The sequence below is a fragment of the Streptomyces sp. NPDC046881 genome, assembly GCF_040645015.1.
GTDB lineage: Bacteria > Actinomycetota > Actinomycetes > Streptomycetales > Streptomycetaceae > Streptomyces.
Genome location: NZ_JBEYXJ010000022.1, coordinates 41,644 through 61,924 on the forward strand (window position 1 = coordinate 41,644; position 20,281 = coordinate 61,924).

Sequence of the window (20,281 nt, forward strand, 5' to 3'; positions counted from 1 at the left end):
TGTGCCGGGGCCCCTTCGCGCTCACTGGAGCGGGCCGGTGACCTTCTCCACGGCCGCCACGAGGTCGCCGCCGCGCACGAACGCGTCGGCGGCGGCCAGGTCGGGCGCCAGGAAGCGGTCCGGGCCGGGGCCCTGCACGCCCGCGGCGCGTACGGCCTCGATGACGGCCCGGGTGGCGGGCGCCGGGGTGAGGCCCTCGCGCAGTTCGACGGCGCGGGTGGCCGCGTACAGCTCGATGGCGATGATCCGGGTGAGGTTGTCGACGGCGGTGCGCAGCTTGCGCGCGGCCGACCAGCCCATGGAGACGTGGTCCTCCTGCATGGCGGAGGACGGGATGGAGTCCGCGGAGGCCGGTACGGCCAGCCGCTTCATCTCGCTGACCAGCGCGGCCTGCGTGTACTGGGCGATCATCAGACCGGAGTCGACACCGGCGTCGTCCGCGAGGAAGGGCGGAAGCCCGTGGCTGCGGTTCTTGTCCAGCAGCCGGTCGGTGCGGCGCTCGGCGATGGAGCCGAGGTCGGCGGCGGCGATGGCGAGGAAGTCCAGGACGTAGGCCACGGGCGCGCCGTGGAAGTTGCCGTTGGACTCGACCCGCCCGTCGGGCAGCACGACGGGGTTGTCGACGGCGGAGGCCAGCTCCCGCTCGGCGACCAGGCGGGCGTGCGCGAGGGTGTCGCGTCCGGCGCCGGCGACCTGCGGGGCGCAGCGCACCGAGTAGGCGTCCTGGACGCGGGGCGCGTCGTCCTGGTGGTGTCCGGTGAGGCCCGAACCCGCCAGCACGGCCAGCATGTTGGCGGCGGAGGCGCCCTGGCCCGGGTGCGGGCGGATGGCGTGCAGCTCCGGCGCGAGCACCTTGTCCGTGCCGAGCAGCGCCTCCAGGCTGAGGGCGGCGGTGACGTCGGCGGACTTGTAGAGGGTGTCGAGGTCGGCGAGGGCCATGACCAGCATGCCGAGCATGCCGTCGGTGCCGTTGAGGAGGGCGAGGCCCTCCTTCTCGCGCAGTTCGACGGGCTGGATCCCGTGCTCGGCGAGCAGCTCACCGGCGGGCCGTACGACACCGTCGGGGCCCTCGGCGTCCCCCTCGCCCATGAGCGCGAGGGCGCAGTGGGACAGCGGGGCCAGGTCACCGGAGCAGCCGAGGGAGCCGTACTCGTGCACGACCGGGGTGATGCCGGCGTTCAGCACGTCGGCCATGGTCTGCGCGACCTCGGGCCGCACACCGGTGTGCCCGGAGCAGACGGTCTTGAGCCGGAGGAACATCAGGGCCCGTACGACTTCCCGCTCGACCCGCGGCCCCATGCCGGCGGCGTGCGAGCGGACGATGTTGCGCTGCAGCTGGGCGCGCAGTTCCTGGCTGATGTGCCGGGTCGCCAGGGCGCCGAAGCCGGTGGAGACGCCGTAGACCGGGTCCGGCTTGGCCGCCAGCGCGTCCACGATCTCCCGGGCCGCCGCGAGGGCCGCCACGGCTTCGGCCGACAGCTCGATGCGGGCACCGCCGCGCGCCACGGCGAGAACGTCGGACGCCGTGACACCGGACGTCCCCACCACCACAGTGTGCATATCCATATTCAGGAGCGTACGCATTGAATGCGGGGATGTCACTAGTGGGGACCGGGGGCGACCCTTACCGCGCGGTGTGGGCTTCGCCTCACGGCCGGCGCCCGCGGAACCGGCGCCGCTCCGCCCGCGAGGGCGGCGGCTCGTCGGCCAGCCGCACGACCGGGTCGTCCGGCCCCTCCCGGCCGGCCACCACCGGCCGGTCCAGGCGGGTGGCCTTGGCCCGGTACTGGGCGGCGTCCGCCAGCCGGAACAGCCGCCGGGCGTCGCGCACCTCCCCGATCGGGTCCTCGGTCGAGGCGACCCCGCACGCCACCCCCTCCCCCAGCTCCAACTCACCGGCCCGGCGGCACAGTTCGTCCGCGGCCTTCACCACGTCGTCGGCGGGCGGCCCGACCGCGAGCAGACAGAACTCGTCCCCGCCCAGCCGCGCGGCCAGCGCGCCCGGCACCATCGCGCCGCACAGCGACAGCACCGAGCCGAAGCGTTCGAGCAGCCGGTCGCCGACGGCGTGCCCGAGGGTGTCGTTGACCCGCTTGAGCCCGTTGAGGTCGCAGACGACGAGGCTGACGACCACGCCCTCCGCGCGGTGCCGCTCGACGGCCTCCTCCAGGCGTACGTCCACCGCCCGGCGGTTGGCGAGACCGGTCAGGGCGTCGGTGTACGCGAGCCGGCGGGCCTCCTCCAGCCGCTCGGTCTGCGCGATGCCGGCGGCGACCACGGCGGCGAGCACGGTGGCGAAGTCGGCGTCGGCCCGCCCGAAGAGGGGCTCGCCGGCCGCGCGCGCCACGTACAGCTCGCCCCAGGCGCGGCCGTGCAGCACGACGGGGGCGACGACACAGCAGCCGCGGCCCCGCCGGCGCAGGGCGGCGACGCGCTGGTGGAAGTAACCGGGGTCGCCGGCGGCCGTCCCCTCCGCCGTCTCCACCCAGGCGTTGGGGCCGCCGCCGCCGGCCCAGCGCTCGTGCAGGAACTCGGTGATCTCCGGGAACTGGTGCACCGGGTAGGTCTCGGCCTCCGGGAACTCCTCCTCGTCCGGGGCCCGGTCCCCGACGTTCACGAGGACCCGCAGCCGGCCGAGTTCCCGCTCCCACACCGACAGCGCGGCGAAGCTGCCGTCGAGAGCGTGGCAGGCGCCGAGGGCGGCGGCCTGCCAGCACTCCCGCGGGGTGCGGGCCGCCGCCATGCCCTGCGCCAGCGCCACGACCGCGGTCAGCCGCTCGTCCTCAGCCATTACTCCAGGTTAGGGATGATTGGCGGGGTTCGGGAGATTGGTGCGGCGATCAGGTGGAATGTGCGGCTACGGGGCAGGGCTGCGGCCCGTCGCGGGTACGCCGTGGCCACTCGCGCCCCTCACCGCGCCCTCCCAGGGGTGCCCTCACTCACCCGGCCACTGCGGCGTGCGCTTCTCGTTGAAGGCCGCCACACCCTCCGCGCGGTCACCGGAGAAGGCCACCGAGCGCCATGCCGCGTCCTCGACCTCCAGGCCGGCCCGCAGGTCCAGGCCGTGCCCCAGCCGCAGCGCCCGCTTCGCCGCCCGCAGGCCCACCGGCGAGTTCCCGGCGATGCGCTGCCCGAGCGCCAGCGCCTCCTCGCGGTCCCGGCCGGCCTCCACCAGCCGGTCCACCAGCCCCAGCTCGGCCGCCTCCGCCGCCTCCACCCGCCGCGCCGAGAAGATCAGCTCGGCGGCGCGGGCCGCGCCGACCCGCCGGGGCAGCAGCTGCGTGCCGCCGCCGCCCGGGATCACGCCCACGGACACCTCCGGCAGCCCCACCAGGGCCGTGGTGTCGGCCACGATGAGGTCGCAGGACAGCGCCAGCTCGAACCCGCCGCCCAGCGCGAAACCGTGCACCGCCGCGACGGTCGGCATCGGCAGCTCCAGCACCCCGGTGTACGCGGCCCGCGCCACCGGCCGCTGCCGCACCAGGTCGGCGTCGGTGAAGGAGTTCCGCTCCTTCAGGTCCGCGCCCACGCAGAACGCCCGTTCGTGCGACGAGGTCAGGACGACCACCCGGGCGTCCCGGTCGGCGGCGAGCGCGGCGCACGCGCCCGCGAGGGACCGGGCCATCTCCGTGGAGACGGCGTTCATCGCCTTGGGCCGGTCCAGCACCAGCTCCGCGACATGCCCGTGCCGCCGCACCAGCACGAACTCCCCGAACCGCTCCTCGCTCATGACACCCCTCCGGTTAACGCGGGTTAACTGACGTCGGCCCGATCATCGCAGCCGCGCCTCCTTCCGGGAAGCCCGGAGCACTCCGCCCGTTCGCCCGTTCGAGTGACATCCCGGCCTTCTCCGCGCACTTCGCCCACACGAGCGCATAGCGTGCGCCACGGCGCGCCCCGGGCGCGCGGCGGGGAGGGAACCCATGACACCGATACCTGGACAGTCCGCTGCGGAACAGGAGCGTGCGCCGCGGAGTACGCCGGGGAGTGCGCCGGGAGTACGGCGCGGGCGGCACCGCAAGCCCCGCCCCCGCAAGGTCCTGCTCGCCGCGGGCGGTCTCGCCCTGGCCGCAGGGGTGCTCAGCCTGGTCCGGGTGGCCCCGGACGCGGGGGTCGGAGCGCCCGGTACGGCGGAGGCCGAGCCGCGCCTCGGCCCGGGCGGCCGGGCCCCGGACGGCTCCGCCAACACCTCGGCCACCCTCGCCGCCGCCCCCACCGCGCTGCCCTCGGCGACCTCCGTCATGGGCGGCCGCAGCCTCGCGCCGACGCCCACCGGATCCCCGGCCCGCACCGCGCCGGGCACGGCACCGGGTACGGCCACGGCACCGCCCGGCCCCACCGCCGTACCGACCGTCCACGCGACCGGCACCCCGGGCGCACCCGGCGGCCCGACGGATCCCGCGCCGACGGCGTCCGCCCCACGTCCGGCCCCGGCGACCCCCACGCCGACCCCGACCCCCACGCCGGGCCGGGGCACGGCGGAGCCACGTCCGGGCGGGGTGTGTGTGCCGGTGATCGGCCTGTGCGTGGACGTGCTCGACGGCGGCGGGGTACGGCGGGCGGCGGCTACGGCCGGCCGTCGCGGCGGGTGAGCAGCCACGGCTCGACCACGCCGAGCCCGCGCACCGGGCGCTGCCACATCGGCTGGAGCGCGAAGCGGTACACCGGCGGTTCCTCGCCCTCCTTCTCGGCGGCCGCGGCGGCCTCCGCCGCCTCCGCCTCCGAGGCGGGCGCCTCGCCGGTGCGGATCAGCTCCTCGGCGAAGGCACTGTCCACCAGGACGGCGTCGCGCGGCGCTATCGAGGTCAGCCGGGAGGCCAGGTTCACGGTCGTACCGAACACATCACCCATCCGGGTGGTCACCGTGCCGAACGCCATGCCGACCCGCAGCTCGGGCATGGTCTCGTCGTTCGACAGCGTCTCCACCAGCCGCAGCGCGATGTCAGCGGCCGTGCCCGCGTCGTCCGCGGCGTACAGCACCTCGTCGCCGAGGGTCTTGATGAGCCGGCCACCGCGCGCGGCGACCAGGTCGGCGGCGGTCGTCTCGAACGCCTCGACCAGCTCGCCCAGCTCCTCCTCCTCCATGCGGCGGGTGAGGCGGGTGAAGCCGACCAGGTCGGCGAAGGCGACGGCCAGGCGCCGGTCGACCATCTCCTCGTCGTCACCCGTCTGCACCACCCGGCCGGCGGAGGCGGCGAGCTGGCGGCGCCACACGTAGACGAGGAACTCCTCCAGCTCGGGCAGGAGCAGCTCGACGATCGGGTACGTCACCTCGGTGCGGGTCATCCCGGGCTCGGGGGGCTCGGTCAGGCCCTCCAGGAAGGAGTCGATCTGCCACTCGGCCAACCGGGCGGTGGTCTGCCCGGTGGACCGGGCCACCTGCACCGCCATCGCCTCGCTCAGCAGTCCCGCCTCCACGAGGCCGGCGAGCCGGCGCAGGGCGAGGACGTCGGCCTCCGTGAGGGCCTTGGCCTGACCGATGTCCGCGAAGCCCATCGCCCGCCAGAAGCGGGACGCCAGCTCCATCGAGACGCCGGCGCTGCGGGCGGCCTGGAACGGGGTGTAGCGGCGCTCGGCGCCCAGGATGAGCTGTTCGAGCCGCAGGGCCAGCGGGTCCTCGCCGGTGTCGGCGGCGTGGGGGTCCCCGCCAGCGCCGGAGCCCGTGTCGTCGACGGTCACGCCTGCTGCCCTTCCGATCTGCCGCGGTCAGGTATCGACCGGCCTCAACTCTACGGCAGGTGTGCGCCAGCTCACTCCGTTGGGTTCGGCCGGGGGGGCTCGCCGGTACCGGGTTCGTGGACCGGCGTTGCCGCCGCGCACCGGGGGGCCGCGCCCCCGGGCCCCCGCATCGGCCAGGGTCCGGGGACCCACCCGCCGACGCCGACCGCGGGTACGCCGTGGCCGCTCGCGCAGCTCCCCGCGCCCCCGGGGGGAGCTGAAGCGAGCCACACCACGCGGCACCGGAGCAACCGTGGGGCTACGCGGGCCGCAGGTGCACGATGTCGCCCGCGCCCACCGGCTCCTGCACCCCTTCCTCCGTGGCGATGATCAGGCGGCCGTCGCCGTCCAGTGCCACGGCCTCCCCCACCACCGCCCGGTCCCCCGGCAACTCGGCCCGCACCACGCGGCCGAGCGTGGCGCAGCCGGCCGTGTACGTCTCCTGGAGGCCGCTCACCGAGGGGTCGCCGCCCGCGGCCCGCCACCGCCCGTACCAGTCTTCCAGCGACCGCAGCACCGCCCGCAGCAGCGGGTCCCGGTCCGTGCCCGACGCCCCGGCCAGCGCGAGCGAACCCGCCTGCGGGACGGGGAGTTCGTCCGCCCGCAGGGTGACGTTGACGCCCACGCCGACGACGACCCCGTCCGCACCGGCCCGCTCGGCGAGGATCCCGCCGGCCTTGCGCTCCTCCCCGCCGACGGTGACCAGCAGGTCGTTCGGCCACTTGAGCGCCGTGTCGACGCCCGCCGCCCGGGACAGCCCGGTCGCCACCGCCACGCCCGTCAGCAGCGGCAGCCACCCCCAGCGGGCCACCGGCACCTCGGCAGGCTTCAGCAGGACGGAGAAGAACAGACCCGAGCGCGGCGGCGCGGTCCAGCGGCGGTCCAGCCGGCCCCGGCCGGCCGTCTGCTCCTCCGCCACCAGCACCGCCCCCTCGCCGGCCTTCCCGGCGTCGGCCCGCGCGGCGAGGTCGGAGTTGGTGGAGCCGGTCCGCTGCACCACCTCGATCTCGCGGTACAGGCCGCCCTCCCGGACCAGCCCGCGCCGCAGTGCCGCGGCGTTCAGGGGCGGACGGTCCAGGTCGGACCAGCGGCTGTCGTCTGATGGATTCTGCGGCGTCATGCAAGCCACCCTAGGTGTGGTAAACGACGCACTGCTGATCCGTAGGCCCGCCACTACTCTACGGATGAGTAACCGTCCCCCCTTTTGAGCAGGCAGGGAGCCGCATCCCGATGTCCGAGCCGGAAGAGATCGACATTCACACGACCGCGGGCAAGCTGGCGGATCTCCAGCGCCGCATCCACGAGGCGACGCATGCCGGCTCGGAACGCGCCGTCGAGAAGCAGCACGCCAAGGGCAAGCTGACGGCCCGTGAGCGGATCGAACTGCTGCTCGACGACGATTCGTTCGTCGAGCTGGACGAGTTCGCCCGGCACCGCTCCACCAACTTCGGCCTGGAGCGCAACCGGCCGTACGGGGACGGGGTCGTCACCGGCTACGGAACCGTCGACGGCCGCCCGGTCGCGGTGTTCTCCCAGGACTTCACCGTCTTCGGCGGTGCCCTGGGCGAGGTCTACGGCCAGAAGATCGTCAAGGTGATGGACTTCGCGCTGAAGACCGGCTGCCCGGTCATCGGCATCAACGACTCCGGCGGCGCCCGCATCCAGGAGGGTGTCGCCTCCCTGGGCGCGTACGGCGAGATCTTCCGCCGCAACACCCACGCCAGCGGCGTGATCCCGCAGATCTCGCTGGTCGTCGGGCCCTGCGCGGGCGGTGCGGTCTACTCCCCGGCCATCACCGACTTCACGGTCATGGTCGACCAGACCTCGCACATGTTCATCACCGGCCCGGACGTCATCAAGACCGTCACCGGCGAGGACGTCGGCTTCGAGGAGCTGGGCGGCGCCCGCACCCACAACACCGCCTCCGGCGTGGCCCACCACATGGCCGGCGACGAGAAGGACGCCATCGAGTACGTCAAGCAGCTGCTGTCGTACCTGCCGTCCAACAACCTCTCCGAGCCCCCGGTCTTCCCGGAGGAGGCGGACCTCTCCGTCGGTGACGAGGACCGCGAGCTGGACACCGTCGTACCGGACAGCGCCAACCAGCCGTACGACATGCACACGGTGATCGAGCACGTCCTGGACGACGCCGAGTTCTTCGAGACGCAGGCCCTGTTCGCGCCGAACATCCTCACCGGGTTCGGGCGGGTCGAGGGGCACCCGGTCGGCGTGGTCGCCAACCAGCCGATGCAGTTCGCCGGCTGCCTCGACATCACGGCGAGCGAGAAGGCCGCCCGCTTCGTGCGGACCTGCGACGCCTTCAACATCCCGGTGCTGACCTTCGTGGACGTGCCCGGCTTCCTGCCCGGCGTGGACCAGGAGCACGACGGCATCATCCGGCGCGGCGCCAAGCTGATCTACGCCTACGCCGAGGCCACCGTCCCGCTCATCACCGTCATCACCCGCAAGGCCTTCGGCGGCGCCTACGACGTCATGGGCTCCAAGCACCTGGGCGCCGACCTCAACCTGGCCTGGCCCACCGCCCAGATCGCCGTCATGGGCGCCCAGGGCGCGGTCAACATCCTGCACCGCCGCACCCTCGCCGAGGCGGAGGCGGGCGGCGAGGACGTCGAGGCGGTCCGGGCGCGGCTGATCCAGGAGTACGAGGACACCCTCCTCAACCCCTACGTCGCGGCCGAGCGCGGCTACATCGACGCCGTGATCATGCCGTCCGACACCCGTGCCCACGTCGTGCGCGGCCTGCGTCAGCTGCGCACCAAGCGGGAATCACTGCCCCCGAAGAAGCACGGCAACATCCCCCTGTAGGTCCCCCGCCAAGCCCTGCCGACCCTGGGAGCGGTCATGAACATCAAGGTCGTACGAGGCAATCCGACCCCGGAGGAGCTGGCCGCCGCCCTGGCGGTGGTCCGCGCCCGCGCCGCGGCGGCAGCGGCCGTGCCGTCCGGCGCGCCGGGCCCGAGGGACGCGTGGGCCGACCCGTCGAGGATCGCGGCGGCCCGGGTGCCCAGCCCGGGCCCGGCCTCCTGGACCCGCACGTACTGGCCGAGCTGACGGAATCCCTCCAAACCGGGCGCCAAGTTGAGTAGCAGTACTCAGGCGCCCGGCCCGGCCCCGGCCGCACGCTGGACGAGTGCTGTGGTCAGACCCGGAAGACGAACCGCCGAAAGAACTGCGCGACATGCAGAACATGCTTCGGCGGCTCGGCCTCCTCATGGCTCTGGCCATGGTCCTGTTCATGATCGTGATCGGGCTGAGGTGAGCCGGGCGGCCTGAGGTGAGCCGAGCGGCCCGGGCTGACTAACCTGACCGCATGACTGCCACACGCCGCAGGCGACTCGTGCTCGCCTCCCAGTCCCCCGCCCGGCTGGCCCTGCTCCGGCAGGCCGGCCTCGACCCCGAGGTGATCGTCAGCGGTGTCGACGAGGACGCCGTCACCGCGCCCACCCCGGCGGAGCTGGCGCTCGCCCTGGCCGAGGCGAAGGCGTCGGTCGTGGCGGCCAAGCCGGAGGTGCAGGGCGCCCTGGTGATCGGCTGTGACTCGGTGCTGGAGCTGGACGGGCGGGCGCTCGGCAAGCCGGCCGACGCCGAGGAGGCCACCGCCCGCTGGAAGTCCATGCGCGGACGGGCCGGTGTGCTCCAGACGGGCCACTGCGTGTGGGACACCGAGGCCAAGCGGTACGTGTCGGCGACCGCCTCCACCGTCGTCCGGTTCGGCGATCCCAGCGACGAGGAGATCGCCGCCTACGTGGCCTCCGGGGAGCCGCTGCACGTCGCCGGCGCGTTCACCCTGGACGGGCGTTCGGCGCCGTTCATCGAGGGCATCGACGGCGACCACGGCAACGTCATCGGCATCAGCCTGCCCCTGGTCCGCCGGCTCCTGTCGGAACTGGGCGTGGGCATCACGGAGTTGTGGTCGCCGGAACGGTGATCTGGGCGGGGACGGAGTCCTGGGGCTCCTCGTCCCCGTCCTGCGGTTCGTCCGTACGGCTCACAGGCGCGCCCGCGCCCGCGGGGGCCGCGCCCGGCTCCGGCCGCGCGGCCGGTCCCTCGTCCCGCCCCGGCACGCCGTCGCCGGCCGCCGGGCTCTCCGGGCCACCCGTACGGTCGTACGTCATCAGGAGCAGCACGATCAGCCCGAGTACGGCCACCATGAACAGGAACGCCGTCCAGCCGACCAGGCCCCAGGTGAACGCGCCGAGCAGGCCGTGCACCACGGCCGCGCTGATCAGCAGGACACGGCCCAGGCCGGCCGGGGCGCGGTCGCGTACCGCGACGAGGACGGCCACCAGGGCGCACAGGGCGAAGTAGAGGCCGAAGACCACCCCGCCGACCTTCGACGAGGTCGCCATGACGTCCGGGTCGAGGCCGGCCAGCGACATGTCCTGCCGGTCGACGACCACTCCGAGGAACCAGTTCAGCGCGGCGATGAGGACGGCCTCCGCCAGGAGGACGACCGCCACGACCCATGCCACCGGTCTGCGCACCACCGGGCCCCACCCACTCTCACACCGACAGCCTGTTACCCCGGGTTCGTTCGAGACAGCCTGAACGCTACTAACGGGTAAACCCGGGGACAAGGGTTCGGGCGCCGGCAAAGAATCATTGGGCCATTCGTAGGGACTCGACAAAGAAACAGAGTGGGCCGCAGCACGCCCTCACAGAGACCTTGGCCACATGACAGGGCTAGGGTTTTCCGAAGGAGTCCTGCGTACCGCGGTGCGACAAGGGCTTTCGCGGGTCGAGCGAGCCTCGTATCACGCTCCGTGTGGGCAAGCTCACCACTGGGGACGGGTCGAAGTGCCGTGTCGGCAGTCCCTAAACTCGGCTTGTTTCAAGGAGGGAGCCTCAATCGTGCGCAAGGTGCTCATCGCCAACCGTGGCGAAATCGCTGTCCGCGTGGCCCGGGCCTGCCGGGACGCCGGGATCGCGAGCGTGGCCGTCTACGCCGACCCGGACCGGGACGCTCTGCATGTCCGCGCCGCGGATGAGGCGTTCGCCCTGGGCGGTGACACCCCGGCCACCAGCTATCTGGTCATCGACAAGATCTTGAACGCGGCGCGGGAGTCCGGGGCCGACGCCGTTCATCCGGGGTACGGCTTCCTTTCGGAGAACGCCGACTTCGCCCAGGCGGTCCTGGACGCGGGCCTGATCTGGATCGGCCCGCCGCCGCAGGCCATCCGCGACCTCGGCGACAAGGTCGCCGCCCGGCACATCGCCCAGCGCGCCGGCGCGCCGCTGGTCGCCGGTACGCCCGACCCCGTCAGCGGCGCCGACGAGGTCGTCGCCTTCGCCCGGGAGCACGGCCTGCCGATCGCCATCAAGGCCGCCTTCGGTGGCGGCGGCCGCGGCCTGAAGGTCGCCCGGACCCTGGAAGAGGTCCCGGAGCTGTACGAGTCGGCGGTGCGCGAGGCGGTGGCCGCCTTCGGCCGCGGCGAGTGCTTCGTCGAGCGCTACCTGGACCGTCCGCGGCACGTGGAGACCCAGTGCCTGGCCGACAAGCACGGCAACGTGGTCGTCGTCTCCACCCGTGACTGCTCCCTCCAGCGCCGGCACCAGAAGCTGGTGGAGGAGGCCCCGGCCCCGTTCCTGTCCGAGGAGCAGGTCGCCGAGCTGTACCGCGCCTCGAAGGCCATCCTGAAGGAGGCCGGCTACGAGGGCGCGGGCACCTGTGAGTTCCTGGTCGGCCAGGACGGCACGATCTCCTTCCTGGAGGTCAACACCCGGCTCCAGGTCGAGCACCCGGTGACCGAGGAGGTCGCCGGCATCGACCTGGTCCGCGAGATGTTCCGCATCGCCGACGGCGAGGAGCTGGGGTACGGCGACCCGGTGCTGCGCGGACACTCGTTCGAGTTCCGGATCAACGGCGAGGACCCGGGCCGCAACTTCCTCCCGGCCCCCGGCACGGTCACCCGGTTCGACCCGCCGTCCGGCCCCGGTGTCCGCCTGGACGCGGGCGTGGAGTCCGGCTCGGTCATCGGCCCGGCCTGGGACTCCCTGCTGGCCAAGCTGATCGTGACGGGCCGTACCCGCAAGGAGGCCCTGGAGCGGGCCGCCCGCGCGCTGGACGAGTTCCAGGTCGAGGGCATGGCGACGGCGATCCCCTTCCACCGCGTGGTGGTGCGGGACCCGGCGTTCGCTCCGGAACTGACCGGCTCCGCCGACCCCTTCACGGTCCACACCCGCTGGATCGAGACGGAGTTCGTCAACGAGATCAAGCCGTTCGCCGCTCCGGCGGAGGCCGAGGCGGAGGAGGAGCTGGGCCGCGAGACGGTCGTCGTCGAGGTCGGCGGCAAGCGTCTGGAGGTCTCCCTCCCGTCCTCGCTCGGCATGTCCCTGGCCCGCACGGGCCTGGCGGCCGGTGCCAAGCCCAAGCGCCGCGCGGCGAAGAAGTCCGGTCCGGTCGCCTCCGGCGACACCCTCGCCTCGCCCATGCAGGGCACGATCGTCAAGATCGCCGTCGAGGAGGGCCAGGAGGTCAAGGAGGGCGACCTGGTCGTCGTCCTGGAGGCCATGAAGATGGAGCAGCCCCTCAACGCCCACAAGGCGGGCACCATCAAGGGCCTGACCGCCGAGGTCGGCGCCTCCATCACCTCGGGCGCCGCGATCTGCGAGATCAAGGACTGACCCGCTCCACCGTCCACAGCCACGCCCGGCGGCCACGCTTCACGGCCCGCCGGGCGTGGTCTTTTCGGGCACGTACCCGCTGGGCCGATCGGCGGAACGATTCACCGTCAGGTGGGTGAGGGGGTCGAGCGGTTCGGGAGAGCCACGGGGGCGCTTCACCCTCCCGGCGCACTCCCCCGCTGTCAGGCCGCCGGCCCGGCGGCACCCGGGCGCGGCCCCGACGGTCGCCTCCCCGCCGCGGCGCCCGCCGTGGTGCCCCGGTGAACCGGCGGCACCGGCGGCCCGCGGGACGGCGCATCACCCGCCCCGCGCCCGTGCCGCCGTCATCGGCGGCGCAGGTCGGCGACGCGGCCGCGGTCGGCGGAGGCCGGGTCCGACAGGCCCGTGGCGGAGCGCAGGGGGGAGGAGCCGGGTACGTGGCCTCGTCGTGGTCCCGGCAGGGGCGCGCGGCGGCCCGCCGGGACCTGGTCACCCCCCGGGCTTCCGCTCGCCCCCGTGACGGCGATCTGCACCCCCTGGTCGGCGAGCGCCTGCAACTCCGTGGCGGCCCGGTCGTCGTGGGCGGGCGGCTCGTCGGTGACCAGCCGGGTGATGAGGTCCGTCGGCACGGTCTGGAACATCGTGTCCGTGCCGAGCTTGGTGTGGTCGGCGAGGACCACGACCTCCGCGGCGGCCTGGACGAGGGCCCGGTCGACGGACGCCGAGAGCATGTTGGAGGTGGACAGCCCGCGTTCGGCCGTCAGGCCGCTCCCGGAGAGGAAGGCCTTCGACACCCGCAGGCCCTGCAGGGACTGCTCGGCTCCGGAGCCGACGAGGGCGTAGTTGGACCCGCGCAGGGTGCCCCCGGTCATCACGACCTCCACGCGGTTGGCGTGGGCCAGCGCCTGGGCGACCAGGAGGGAGTTGGTGACGACCGTCAGGCCCGGCACGCGCGCGAGGCGGCGGGCCAGCTCCTGCGTGGTCGTACCGGCCCCGACCACGATCGCCTCGCCTTCTTCGACGAGGCTCGCCGCGAGGTCGGCGATGGCCGTCTTCTCGGCGGTCGCGAGATGCGATTTCTGCGGAAAGCCGGATTCCCGCGTGAAACCGCCCGGCAGTACCGCACCGCCGTGCCGGCGGTCGAGGAGTCCTTCTGCCTCCAGTGCGCGCACGTCCCGCCGTACGGTCACTTCGGAGGTCTGGACGACGCGGGCGAGTTCACGGAGCGACACGGCACCGTTCGCTCGCACCATTTCGAGGATCAATTGGCGACGTTCAGCAGCGAACACGAAACTGACAGTAACCCCAGCGACCGTCTGCTTTCAGCAGTTTGCGCCGAATAACAGAAGTTGTTCGCATGGCAGGGCGGGAGGTGGTATAGGACCTACCCGCCCCGACTATGCCGCCCGCATGCGCGGCAACTCCCCGTGACCAGCGGGGAGTCGGCCGGCGCCGTCAGCCCTCCGCGCTCGCCTTGCGGGTGTGCAGCTGCCGGGCGACTTCCGCGATCGACCCCGAAAGGGAGGGGTACACCGTGAACGCGTTCGCGATCTGTTCGACCGTCAGATTGTTGTCGACGGCGATCGAGATGGGGTGGATCAGTTCCGAGGCGCGGGGGGCCACGACGACACCGCCGACGACGATCCCGGTGCCGGGCCGGCAGAAGATCTTCACGAAGCCGTCCCGGATGCCCTGCATCTTGGCGCGCGGGTTGCGCAGGAGGGGCAGCTTGACGACCCGCGCGTCGATCTTGCCCGCGTCCACGTCCGCCTGCGTGTAGCCGACCGTCGCGATCTCCGGGTCGGTGAAGACGTTCGAGGAGACCGTCTTCAGGTTCAGCGGGGCCACCGCGTCGCCCAGGAAGTGGTACATGGCGATCCGTCCCTGCATGGCGGCGACGGAGGCCAGGGCGAACACACCGGTCACGTCGCCGGCCGCGTACACGCCGGGCGCGGTCGTGCGGGAGACCTTGTCGGTCCAGATGTGCCCGGACTCGCGCAGCTTGACCCCGGCCTCCTCCAGGCCCAGTCCCGCGCTGTTCGGGACGGCGCCGACGGCCATCAGGCAGTGCGAGCCGCTGATGACCCGGCCGTCGGCCAGCGTCACCTCGACCCGGTCGCCGACGCGCTTGGCGGACTGCGCGCGGGAGCGGGCCATGACGTTCATGCCGCGGCGGCGGAAGACGTCCTCCAGGACGGCGGCGGCGTCCGGGTCCTCGCCGGGCAGCACGCGGTCGCGGGAGGAGACGAGCGTGACCTTGGACCCGAGGGCCTGGTAGGCGCCGGCGAACTCGGCACCGGTGACGCCGGAGCCGACCACGATCAGCTCGTCCGGCAGCTCGGTGAGGTCGTAGACCTGGGTCCAGTTCAGGATGCGCTCGCCGTCGGGCTGGGCGTCGGGCAGCTCGCGCGAGTGACCGCCGGTGGCGATGAGCACGGCGTCGGCGGTGAGGGTCTCCTCGGTGCCGTCGGCGGCGGTGACGACGACCTTCCGGGACCCGTCCAGGGCCTGCATGCCGTCCAGCCGGCCGCGTCCGCGCATGACCCGGGCGCCGGCGCGGGTGACGGAGGCGGTGATGTCGTGGGACTGCGCGAGCGCGAGCCGCTTGACCCGGCGGTTGACCTTGCCGAGGTCCACGCCGACCACCCGGGCCGCCTGCTCCAGCGGCGGGGTGTCGTCGGCGACGATGATGCCGAGCTCTTCGTACGACGAGTCGAAGGTCGTCATGACCTCGGCCGTCGCGATAAGGGTCTTCGACGGCACGCAGTCGGTCAGCACCGACGCTCCGCCCAGACCGTCGCAGTCGACGACGGTCACCTCCGCGCCGAGCTGAGCGGCCACCAGCGCCGCTTCGTATCCGCCGGGTCCGCCACCGATGATCACGATCCGAGTCACGTACTCCATTGTCCCGCACGCTTCAAGGTGCTACTGCCCGGGGGCGCCGCCGGGTCGCTCCCGGGGTGTCCGAGGCGCGCGGTGCGCCTGCCGTACCCTCTGTGCATGTCGCTCTATGCCGCGTACGCCGGCAACCTCGACGCGCGCCTGATGTCCCGCCGCGCCCCGCACTCCCCGCTGCGCGCCACCGGGTGGCTGAACGGCTGGCGGCTGACCTTCGGCGGCGAGCAGCTCGGCTGGGAGGGCGCGCTGGCGACGATCGTCGAGGACCCGCTGGCGCAGGTCTTCGTCGGCCTGTACGACATCGCCCCCATGGACGAGGAGTCGCTCGACCGCTGGGAGGGCGTGGGGCTGCAGATCTACCGCCGGGTACGCGTGCGCGCGCACACGCTGGACGGCGAGGAGCCGGCCTGGGCGTACGTGCTCAACGCCTACGAGGGCGGACTGCCGTCGGCGCGGTACCTGGGCGAGGTCGCCGACGCGGCGGAGTCCGCGGGGGCGCCGCACGACTATGTGATGGAACTCCGCAAGCGCCCCTGCTGAGCCGGCGCCCCTGGCGCCACACCACTTCTTTTCCTCCCCTTTTGCCCCGCGTTTGTGGAAACCGACAAGACAACGGACCCAAACCCGTGGGCTCTGTCATCTACGCGCGTAGGCGAAGACCGGTTACCCTCGTCGGCGTGAACGCATCTCTTCTTCCGGACGACATCCAGGGCGACCCCTACGCCGCCGCCGACGCCGCCGCCGCGCGCCTGCGCGCACTGACCGGCGCCGAGACCCACGACGTCGCCCTCGTGATGGGCTCCGGCTGGGCTCCGGCCGTCGACGCCCTGGGCGCGCCCGACGCCGAGTTCCAGGTCACCGAGCTGCCCGGCTTCCCGCCGCCGGCCGTCGAGGGTCACGGCGGAAAGATCCGCTCGTACTCCTTCGGTGACAAGCGCGCCCTGGTCTTCCTGGGCCGCACCCACTACTACGAGGGCCGTGGCGTCGCCGCCGTCGCCCACGGTGTGCGCACCGCCGTGGCGGCCGGCTGCAAGACCATCGTGCTGACCAACGGCTGCGGCGGTCTGCGCGAGGGTATGCGCCCCGGCCAGCCGGTCCTGATCAGCGACCACATCAACCTCACGGCGACCTCCCCGATCGTCGGCGCCAACTTCGTCGACCTGACGGACCTGTACTCGCCGCGCCTGCGCGCCCTGTGCAAGGAGATCGACCCCACGCTGGAGGAGGGCGTCTACGCCCAGTTCCCCGGCCCGCACTACGAGACCCCGGCCGAGATCCGCATGGCCCGCGTCATCGGCGCGGACCTCGTGGGCATGTCCACGGTCCTGGAGGCGATCGCCGCCCGCGAGGCCGGCGCCGAGGTCCTGGGCATCTCCCTGGTCACCAACCTGGCCGCGGGTATGACCGGCGAACCCCTCAACCACGAGGAGGTCCTCCAGGCCGGCCGTGACTCGGCGGCCCGGATGGGGCAGCTGCTGGGCCAGGTGCTGGGCAAGCTGTAGGCAACGGCGGCCGGACCGGCGCAAACGGGCCGCCGGTCCGCGCCGGCGCCGTTGCGATCCCGCCCGTTCACCCCGCGGCCGAGCCGGGTGGGCGGACGGGCAGACGGGGGTCCGGGGGCGGAGCCCCCGGCGGACCAGGCAAACACGGAGAGGTTGATCCCAAGGTGCACGACGATCTCATGGCCAAGGCCAGCGCATGGCTCGCCGAGGACCCCGACCAGGAGACCCGCGACGAACTGGCCAAGCTGATCGACGCCGGTGACGTCGAGGAACTGTCGGCCCGGTTCTCCGGCACCCTCCAGTTCGGCACCGCCGGCCTGCGGGGCGAACTGGGCGCCGGCCCCCTGCGCATGAACCGCAGCGTCGTCATCCGCGCCGCCGCCGGCCTCGCCGCGTACCTGAAGAAGCAGGGCCACACCGACGGGGTCGTCGTCATCGGCTACGACGCCCGCCACAAGTCCGCCGACTTCGCCCGGGACACCGCCGCCGTGATGACCGGCGCCGGCCTGCGCGCCGCCGTACTCCCCCGCCCGCTGCCCACCCCCGTCCTGGCCTTCGCGATCAGGCACCTCGGCGCGGTCGCGGGCGTGGAGGTCACCGCCAGCCACAACCCGCCCCGGGACAACGGCTACAAGGTCTACCTCGGCGACGGCTCGCAGATCGTGCCGCCCGCCGACGCGGAGATCGCCGCCGAGATCGACGCCATCGCCTCCCTGCACGACGTCCCCCGCCCGGACGCCGGCTGGGAGACCCTGGACGACGCGGTTCTGGAGGCCTATCTGGCCCGTACGGACGCCGTCCTGGCCGCCGGCTCCCCGCGCACCGCCCGCACGGTCTACACGGCCATGCACGGCGTCGGCAAGGACGTCCTGCTGGCCGCCTTCGCCCGCGCCGGCTTCCCCGAGCCGGTGCTCGTCGCCGAGCAGGCCGACCCGGACCCGGACTTCCCGACGGTCGCCTTCCCGAACCCGGAGGAGCCGGGCGCGATGGACCTGGCGTTCGCGCAGGCCCGCACCACCGACCCGGACCTCGTCATCGCCAACGACCCGGACGCCGACCGCTGCGCCGTGGCCGTCAGGGACGGCGGCGACTGGCGGATGCTGCGGGGCGACGAGGTCGGCGCGCTGCTCGCCGCCCACCTGGTCCGCCGTGGCGCCCGGGGCACCTTCGCCGAGTCGATCGTCTCCTCCTCCCTGCTCGGCCGGATCGCCGAGAAGGCGGGGCTGCCGTACGAGGAGACCCTGACCGGCTTCAAGTGGATCGCCCGCGTCGACGGCCTGCGCTACGGCTACGAGGAGGCCCTCGGCTACTGCGTGGACCCGGAGGGCGTGCGCGACAAGGACGGCATCACCGCCGCGCTGCTGATCACGGAGCTGGCGTCCGTGCTGAAGGAGGAGGGCCGCACCCTCCTCGACCTGCTCGACGACCTCGCCGTGGAGCACGGCCTGCACGCCACCGACCAGCTGTCCGTCCGCGTCCAGGACCTCTCGCTGATCGCCGACGCGATGCGCCGGCTGCGCGAGCAGCCGCCGACCGAGCTGGCCGGCCTGCCCATCGTCCGGGCCGAGGACCTGACCCGGGGCACCGAGAAGCTGCCGCCGACGGACGGCCTGCGCTACACCCTCGACGGCGCCCGGGTCATCGTGCGCCCCAGCGGCACCGAGCCCAAGCTGAAGTGCTACCTGGAGGTCGTCGTACCGGTCTCCGCGCACGCCGGCCTGCCGGCCGCCCGCGCCCGCGCGACCGAGCTGCTGACGGCGGTCAAGCGCGACCTGTCGGCGGCCGCCGGCATCTGAGGTTCCTCCGCCGCCGGGGCGCCCCCAGGGGTGCCCCGGCGGCGCAGCGTCAGGGCGGGAACACCAGCGCCGCCGTCCAGGCGAGCTCCAGCACCAGCGCCAGGGGCCACAGCGGACGGCCCCGCTGCCCGTCCCCGGCGGGTACGGACGGGCGCAGCGCGGGGGTGCGCCACAGGGCGGTGATCTCGCCGGCAGTCCGCTCGTACGGGTGCAGGAGCCGGAACCTGCGCTCCAGCCAGGGCCAGCGGGGCGCGTACGCCGACCAGGCGGTGAACGAGGCCCGCCGGCTGTCCACCGTCAGCTCGGTGCCCTTGCACTCGACGGTCCTGATCTCGTCCCAGGGGACGTGCCGGGGCCCGCGCAGCCCGTTGAACCACAGCCCCTCGCGGTCGGCCGTGATCCGCCAGGCGAGCCAGTGGGGCAGCCACAGCGCACCGGCGAAACCGGCGACGGCACCGAACGCGTAACGCCACCCGCCGGTCTCGCTCCAGAAGAGGCTGCCGGCCCAGAGCACCAGCAGCAGCGCGCAGAGCCGGTCCAGCAGACCCGCCCGCCACTGCCGTACGCCCGCCGGGGCCGCGCCGGCCGCCTCCGCGTCCCGGGCGACGGCCTCCCCGGCCGACCGGCGCAGCTCCGCGTACGCCGTGCGCCGGGCCGTCCGGCGCTTCTCCCGGGCCAGTGCGCGCCGTGCGGACGCGTCGGACAGGGGCCGTACGGGTCCCGACGACCGTTCCGCAACCGGCGGCCGGTCCGCCTCCTCGGCGGCCACGACCAGCAGGACCTCGGCGCCGTCGCAGGGCGCGCCGTACAGCACGGCCTCCCGCAGCGGTCCCGGCCCCTCCCGGTCGATCCGTGCGAGGAGCGCCCGCGCCTCCTCCTCGTCGTCGGCCGTCCCGTCGCCGTCCCCGGCCTCCGTGACGGCGACCCGGAACAGGGGGCGCAGCCCGGCCGTGTCGTCGGCGGCGAACACCTCGGTGTCCCCGTCGGCGCCCTCGCGGACGAGCACCCGGAGGACGGGCGCCGGCGCGGCCCGCAGGGCGGTGGCCCGGCGGCGGCCCAGCAGCCCGGAGACCAGTGCGGTCAGGCCCTGGCCCGCCACCAGCCAGGCGAGGGCCGGCACCGTCCTCGCCCCGGCCGGGGCGAGGACGGCCGCGCCGGTCCCGAGCGCCAGCAGGACGGCCCCGGACACGATCAGGAACCTGCCGCGCGGCAGCGGCCGGTCGGCGTCGGGCAGCGGCGCGGTGACCCCGCCGGCCGCCTCCCGGGCCCGCTCCCGCTGCCCTCGCCGTGCCCTCAGCCGCAGCACGGCCGCGCCCCAGACCAGGGCCAGGGCGGCCACGGCGGCCGCCGTCCCCGGCCCGCCGGTGCCCGGTCGCAGGACGAGCAGCAGCACCGCGAGCACCGGCGCGGACAGCGGCACGATCTCCGGGCGCACGCACAGCCACAGCACGTGCAGCGCCGTCGTCACGGCGGCCCACGGCTGCCATCCGGCGGGCAGCACCAGCACTCCCGTGACCGCCACGGCGGCGCACAGCGCGGTCAGCAGGTGCCCGTTCCCGGACGGCAGGGGCACCCGGCGCGACGGCACCGCGTCGAGCCAGCGGCGCGCGTGCTCACCGCTCCAGGCGGGGCCGCCGTCCGGCAACGGCAGGGCGGAAACGGGCAGCGGCAGCGGCCGCCCAGGGGTCGTACTCATCACTTTCCAGACACTAGGCAGGACAGGGGCGAACGGCTGGAACGGCG

18 protein-coding genes are annotated in these 20,281 nt (G+C 73.9%); 9 read left to right on the plus strand and 9 right to left on the minus strand.

The features are described 5' to 3' along the window. Positions 1-21: 21 nt before the first annotated feature. The 3 genes from hutH to ABZ923_RS13880 form a co-directional block, all read right to left on the minus strand. Positions 22-1,560, minus strand: a complete 1,539-nt coding sequence (gene hutH, locus ABZ923_RS13870; protein ID WP_361470717.1) for a histidine ammonia-lyase — start codon at positions 1,558-1,560, stop codon at positions 22-24. Positions 1,561-1,648: 88 nt separating this feature from the next. After that, on the minus strand, positions 1,649-2,791 hold the full coding sequence (locus ABZ923_RS13875; RefSeq protein WP_361470632.1) for a GGDEF domain-containing protein: 1,143 nt from the start codon (positions 2,789-2,791) through the stop codon (positions 1,649-1,651). A gap of 144 nt (positions 2,792-2,935) precedes the next feature. Continuing rightward, positions 2,936-3,730, minus strand: a complete 795-nt coding sequence (locus tag ABZ923_RS13880; RefSeq protein ID WP_361470633.1) for an enoyl-CoA hydratase-related protein — start codon at positions 3,728-3,730, stop codon at positions 2,936-2,938. A gap of 193 nt (positions 3,731-3,923) precedes the next feature. Here ABZ923_RS13880 and ABZ923_RS13885 point away from each other — a divergent pair, with 193 nt between their 5' ends. Continuing rightward, a complete protein-coding gene (locus tag ABZ923_RS13885; protein WP_361470635.1) occupies positions 3,924-4,592 on the plus strand; it encodes a hypothetical protein in 669 nt (222 codons plus the stop codon). Here the strand turns inward: ABZ923_RS13885 and ABZ923_RS13890 are convergent. Beyond that, positions 4,567-5,679, minus strand: a complete 1,113-nt coding sequence (locus ABZ923_RS13890; protein ID WP_361470637.1) for an adenylate/guanylate cyclase domain-containing protein — start codon at positions 5,677-5,679, stop codon at positions 4,567-4,569. The genes ABZ923_RS13885 and ABZ923_RS13890 overlap by 26 nt on opposite strands. Positions 5,680-5,977: 298 nt before the next feature. Beyond that, positions 5,978-6,838 carry a biotin--[acetyl-CoA-carboxylase] ligase gene (locus ABZ923_RS13895; RefSeq protein ID WP_361470639.1) on the minus strand — a complete coding sequence of 287 codons (861 nt, stop codon included), beginning with the start codon at positions 6,836-6,838 and terminating at the stop codon, positions 5,978-5,980. Between the two features lie 110 nt (positions 6,839-6,948). Here ABZ923_RS13895 and ABZ923_RS13900 point away from each other — a divergent pair, with 110 nt between their 5' ends. The 4 genes from ABZ923_RS13900 to ABZ923_RS13915 all read left to right on the plus strand — a co-directional run bounded on the left by ABZ923_RS13900 (position 6,949) and on the right by ABZ923_RS13915 (position 9,667). After that, a complete protein-coding gene (locus ABZ923_RS13900) occupies positions 6,949-8,544 on the plus strand; it encodes an acyl-CoA carboxylase subunit beta (RefSeq protein ID WP_361470640.1) in 1,596 nt (531 codons plus the stop codon). A 36-nt stretch (positions 8,545-8,580) separates the two neighbouring features. After that, positions 8,581-8,790, plus strand: a complete 210-nt coding sequence (locus ABZ923_RS13905; RefSeq protein WP_361470642.1) for an acyl-CoA carboxylase epsilon subunit — start codon at positions 8,581-8,583, stop codon at positions 8,788-8,790. 79 nt (positions 8,791-8,869) lie between these two features. Further along, positions 8,870-8,998, plus strand: a complete 129-nt coding sequence (locus ABZ923_RS13910; RefSeq protein ID WP_361470643.1) for a hypothetical protein — start codon at positions 8,870-8,872, stop codon at positions 8,996-8,998. 51 nt (positions 8,999-9,049) lie between these two features. Then, on the plus strand, positions 9,050-9,667 hold the full coding sequence (locus ABZ923_RS13915; protein WP_361470645.1) for a nucleoside triphosphate pyrophosphatase: 618 nt from the start codon (positions 9,050-9,052) through the stop codon (positions 9,665-9,667). Here the strand turns inward: ABZ923_RS13915 and ABZ923_RS13920 are convergent. Further along, the gene (locus tag ABZ923_RS13920) at positions 9,639-10,226 is read right to left on the minus strand and encodes a hypothetical protein (RefSeq protein ID WP_361470647.1); all 588 of its coding nucleotides are present in this window, start codon (positions 10,224-10,226) and stop codon (positions 9,639-9,641) included. The genes ABZ923_RS13915 and ABZ923_RS13920 overlap by 29 nt on opposite strands. A gap of 364 nt (positions 10,227-10,590) precedes the next feature. On the opposite strand from ABZ923_RS13920, the gene ABZ923_RS13925 reads away from it, so the two are divergent. Further along, positions 10,591-12,363 (plus strand): biotin carboxylase N-terminal domain-containing protein, encoded by a 1,773-nt coding sequence (locus ABZ923_RS13925; protein WP_361470649.1) that lies wholly within the window; start codon positions 10,591-10,593, stop codon positions 12,361-12,363. Positions 12,364-12,686: 323 nt separating this feature from the next. Here ABZ923_RS13925 and ABZ923_RS13930 read toward each other — a convergent pair whose 3' ends face one another. Further along, positions 12,687-13,631, minus strand: a complete 945-nt coding sequence (locus tag ABZ923_RS13930; RefSeq protein ID WP_361470651.1) for a DeoR/GlpR family DNA-binding transcription regulator — start codon at positions 13,629-13,631, stop codon at positions 12,687-12,689. 166 nt (positions 13,632-13,797) lie between these two features. After that, on the minus strand, positions 13,798-15,246 hold the full coding sequence (locus tag ABZ923_RS13935) for an NAD(P)H-quinone dehydrogenase (RefSeq protein ID WP_361470653.1): 1,449 nt from the start codon (positions 15,244-15,246) through the stop codon (positions 13,798-13,800). 96 nt (positions 15,247-15,342) lie between these two features. Between ABZ923_RS13935 and ABZ923_RS13940 the strand changes: the two genes are divergently transcribed. The 3 genes from ABZ923_RS13940 (at position 15,343) to ABZ923_RS13950 (ending at position 18,538) form a co-directional block, all read left to right on the plus strand. Then, positions 15,343-15,780 (plus strand): gamma-glutamylcyclotransferase, encoded by a 438-nt coding sequence (locus ABZ923_RS13940; protein ID WP_361470654.1) that lies wholly within the window; start codon positions 15,343-15,345, stop codon positions 15,778-15,780. Positions 15,781-15,917: 137 nt separating this feature from the next. After that, entirely contained in the window at positions 15,918-16,742 is an 825-nt protein-coding gene (locus ABZ923_RS13945) for a purine-nucleoside phosphorylase (RefSeq protein ID WP_351238729.1), read from the plus strand. Between the two features lie 164 nt (positions 16,743-16,906). Then, positions 16,907-18,538, plus strand: a complete 1,632-nt coding sequence (locus tag ABZ923_RS13950) for a phospho-sugar mutase (RefSeq protein ID WP_361470656.1) — start codon at positions 16,907-16,909, stop codon at positions 18,536-18,538. A 49-nt stretch (positions 18,539-18,587) separates the two neighbouring features. Here ABZ923_RS13950 and ABZ923_RS13955 read toward each other — a convergent pair whose 3' ends face one another. Further along, positions 18,588-20,234, minus strand: a complete 1,647-nt coding sequence (locus ABZ923_RS13955) for a hypothetical protein (RefSeq protein ID WP_361470658.1) — start codon at positions 20,232-20,234, stop codon at positions 18,588-18,590. Positions 20,235-20,281 lie beyond the last annotated feature (47 nt).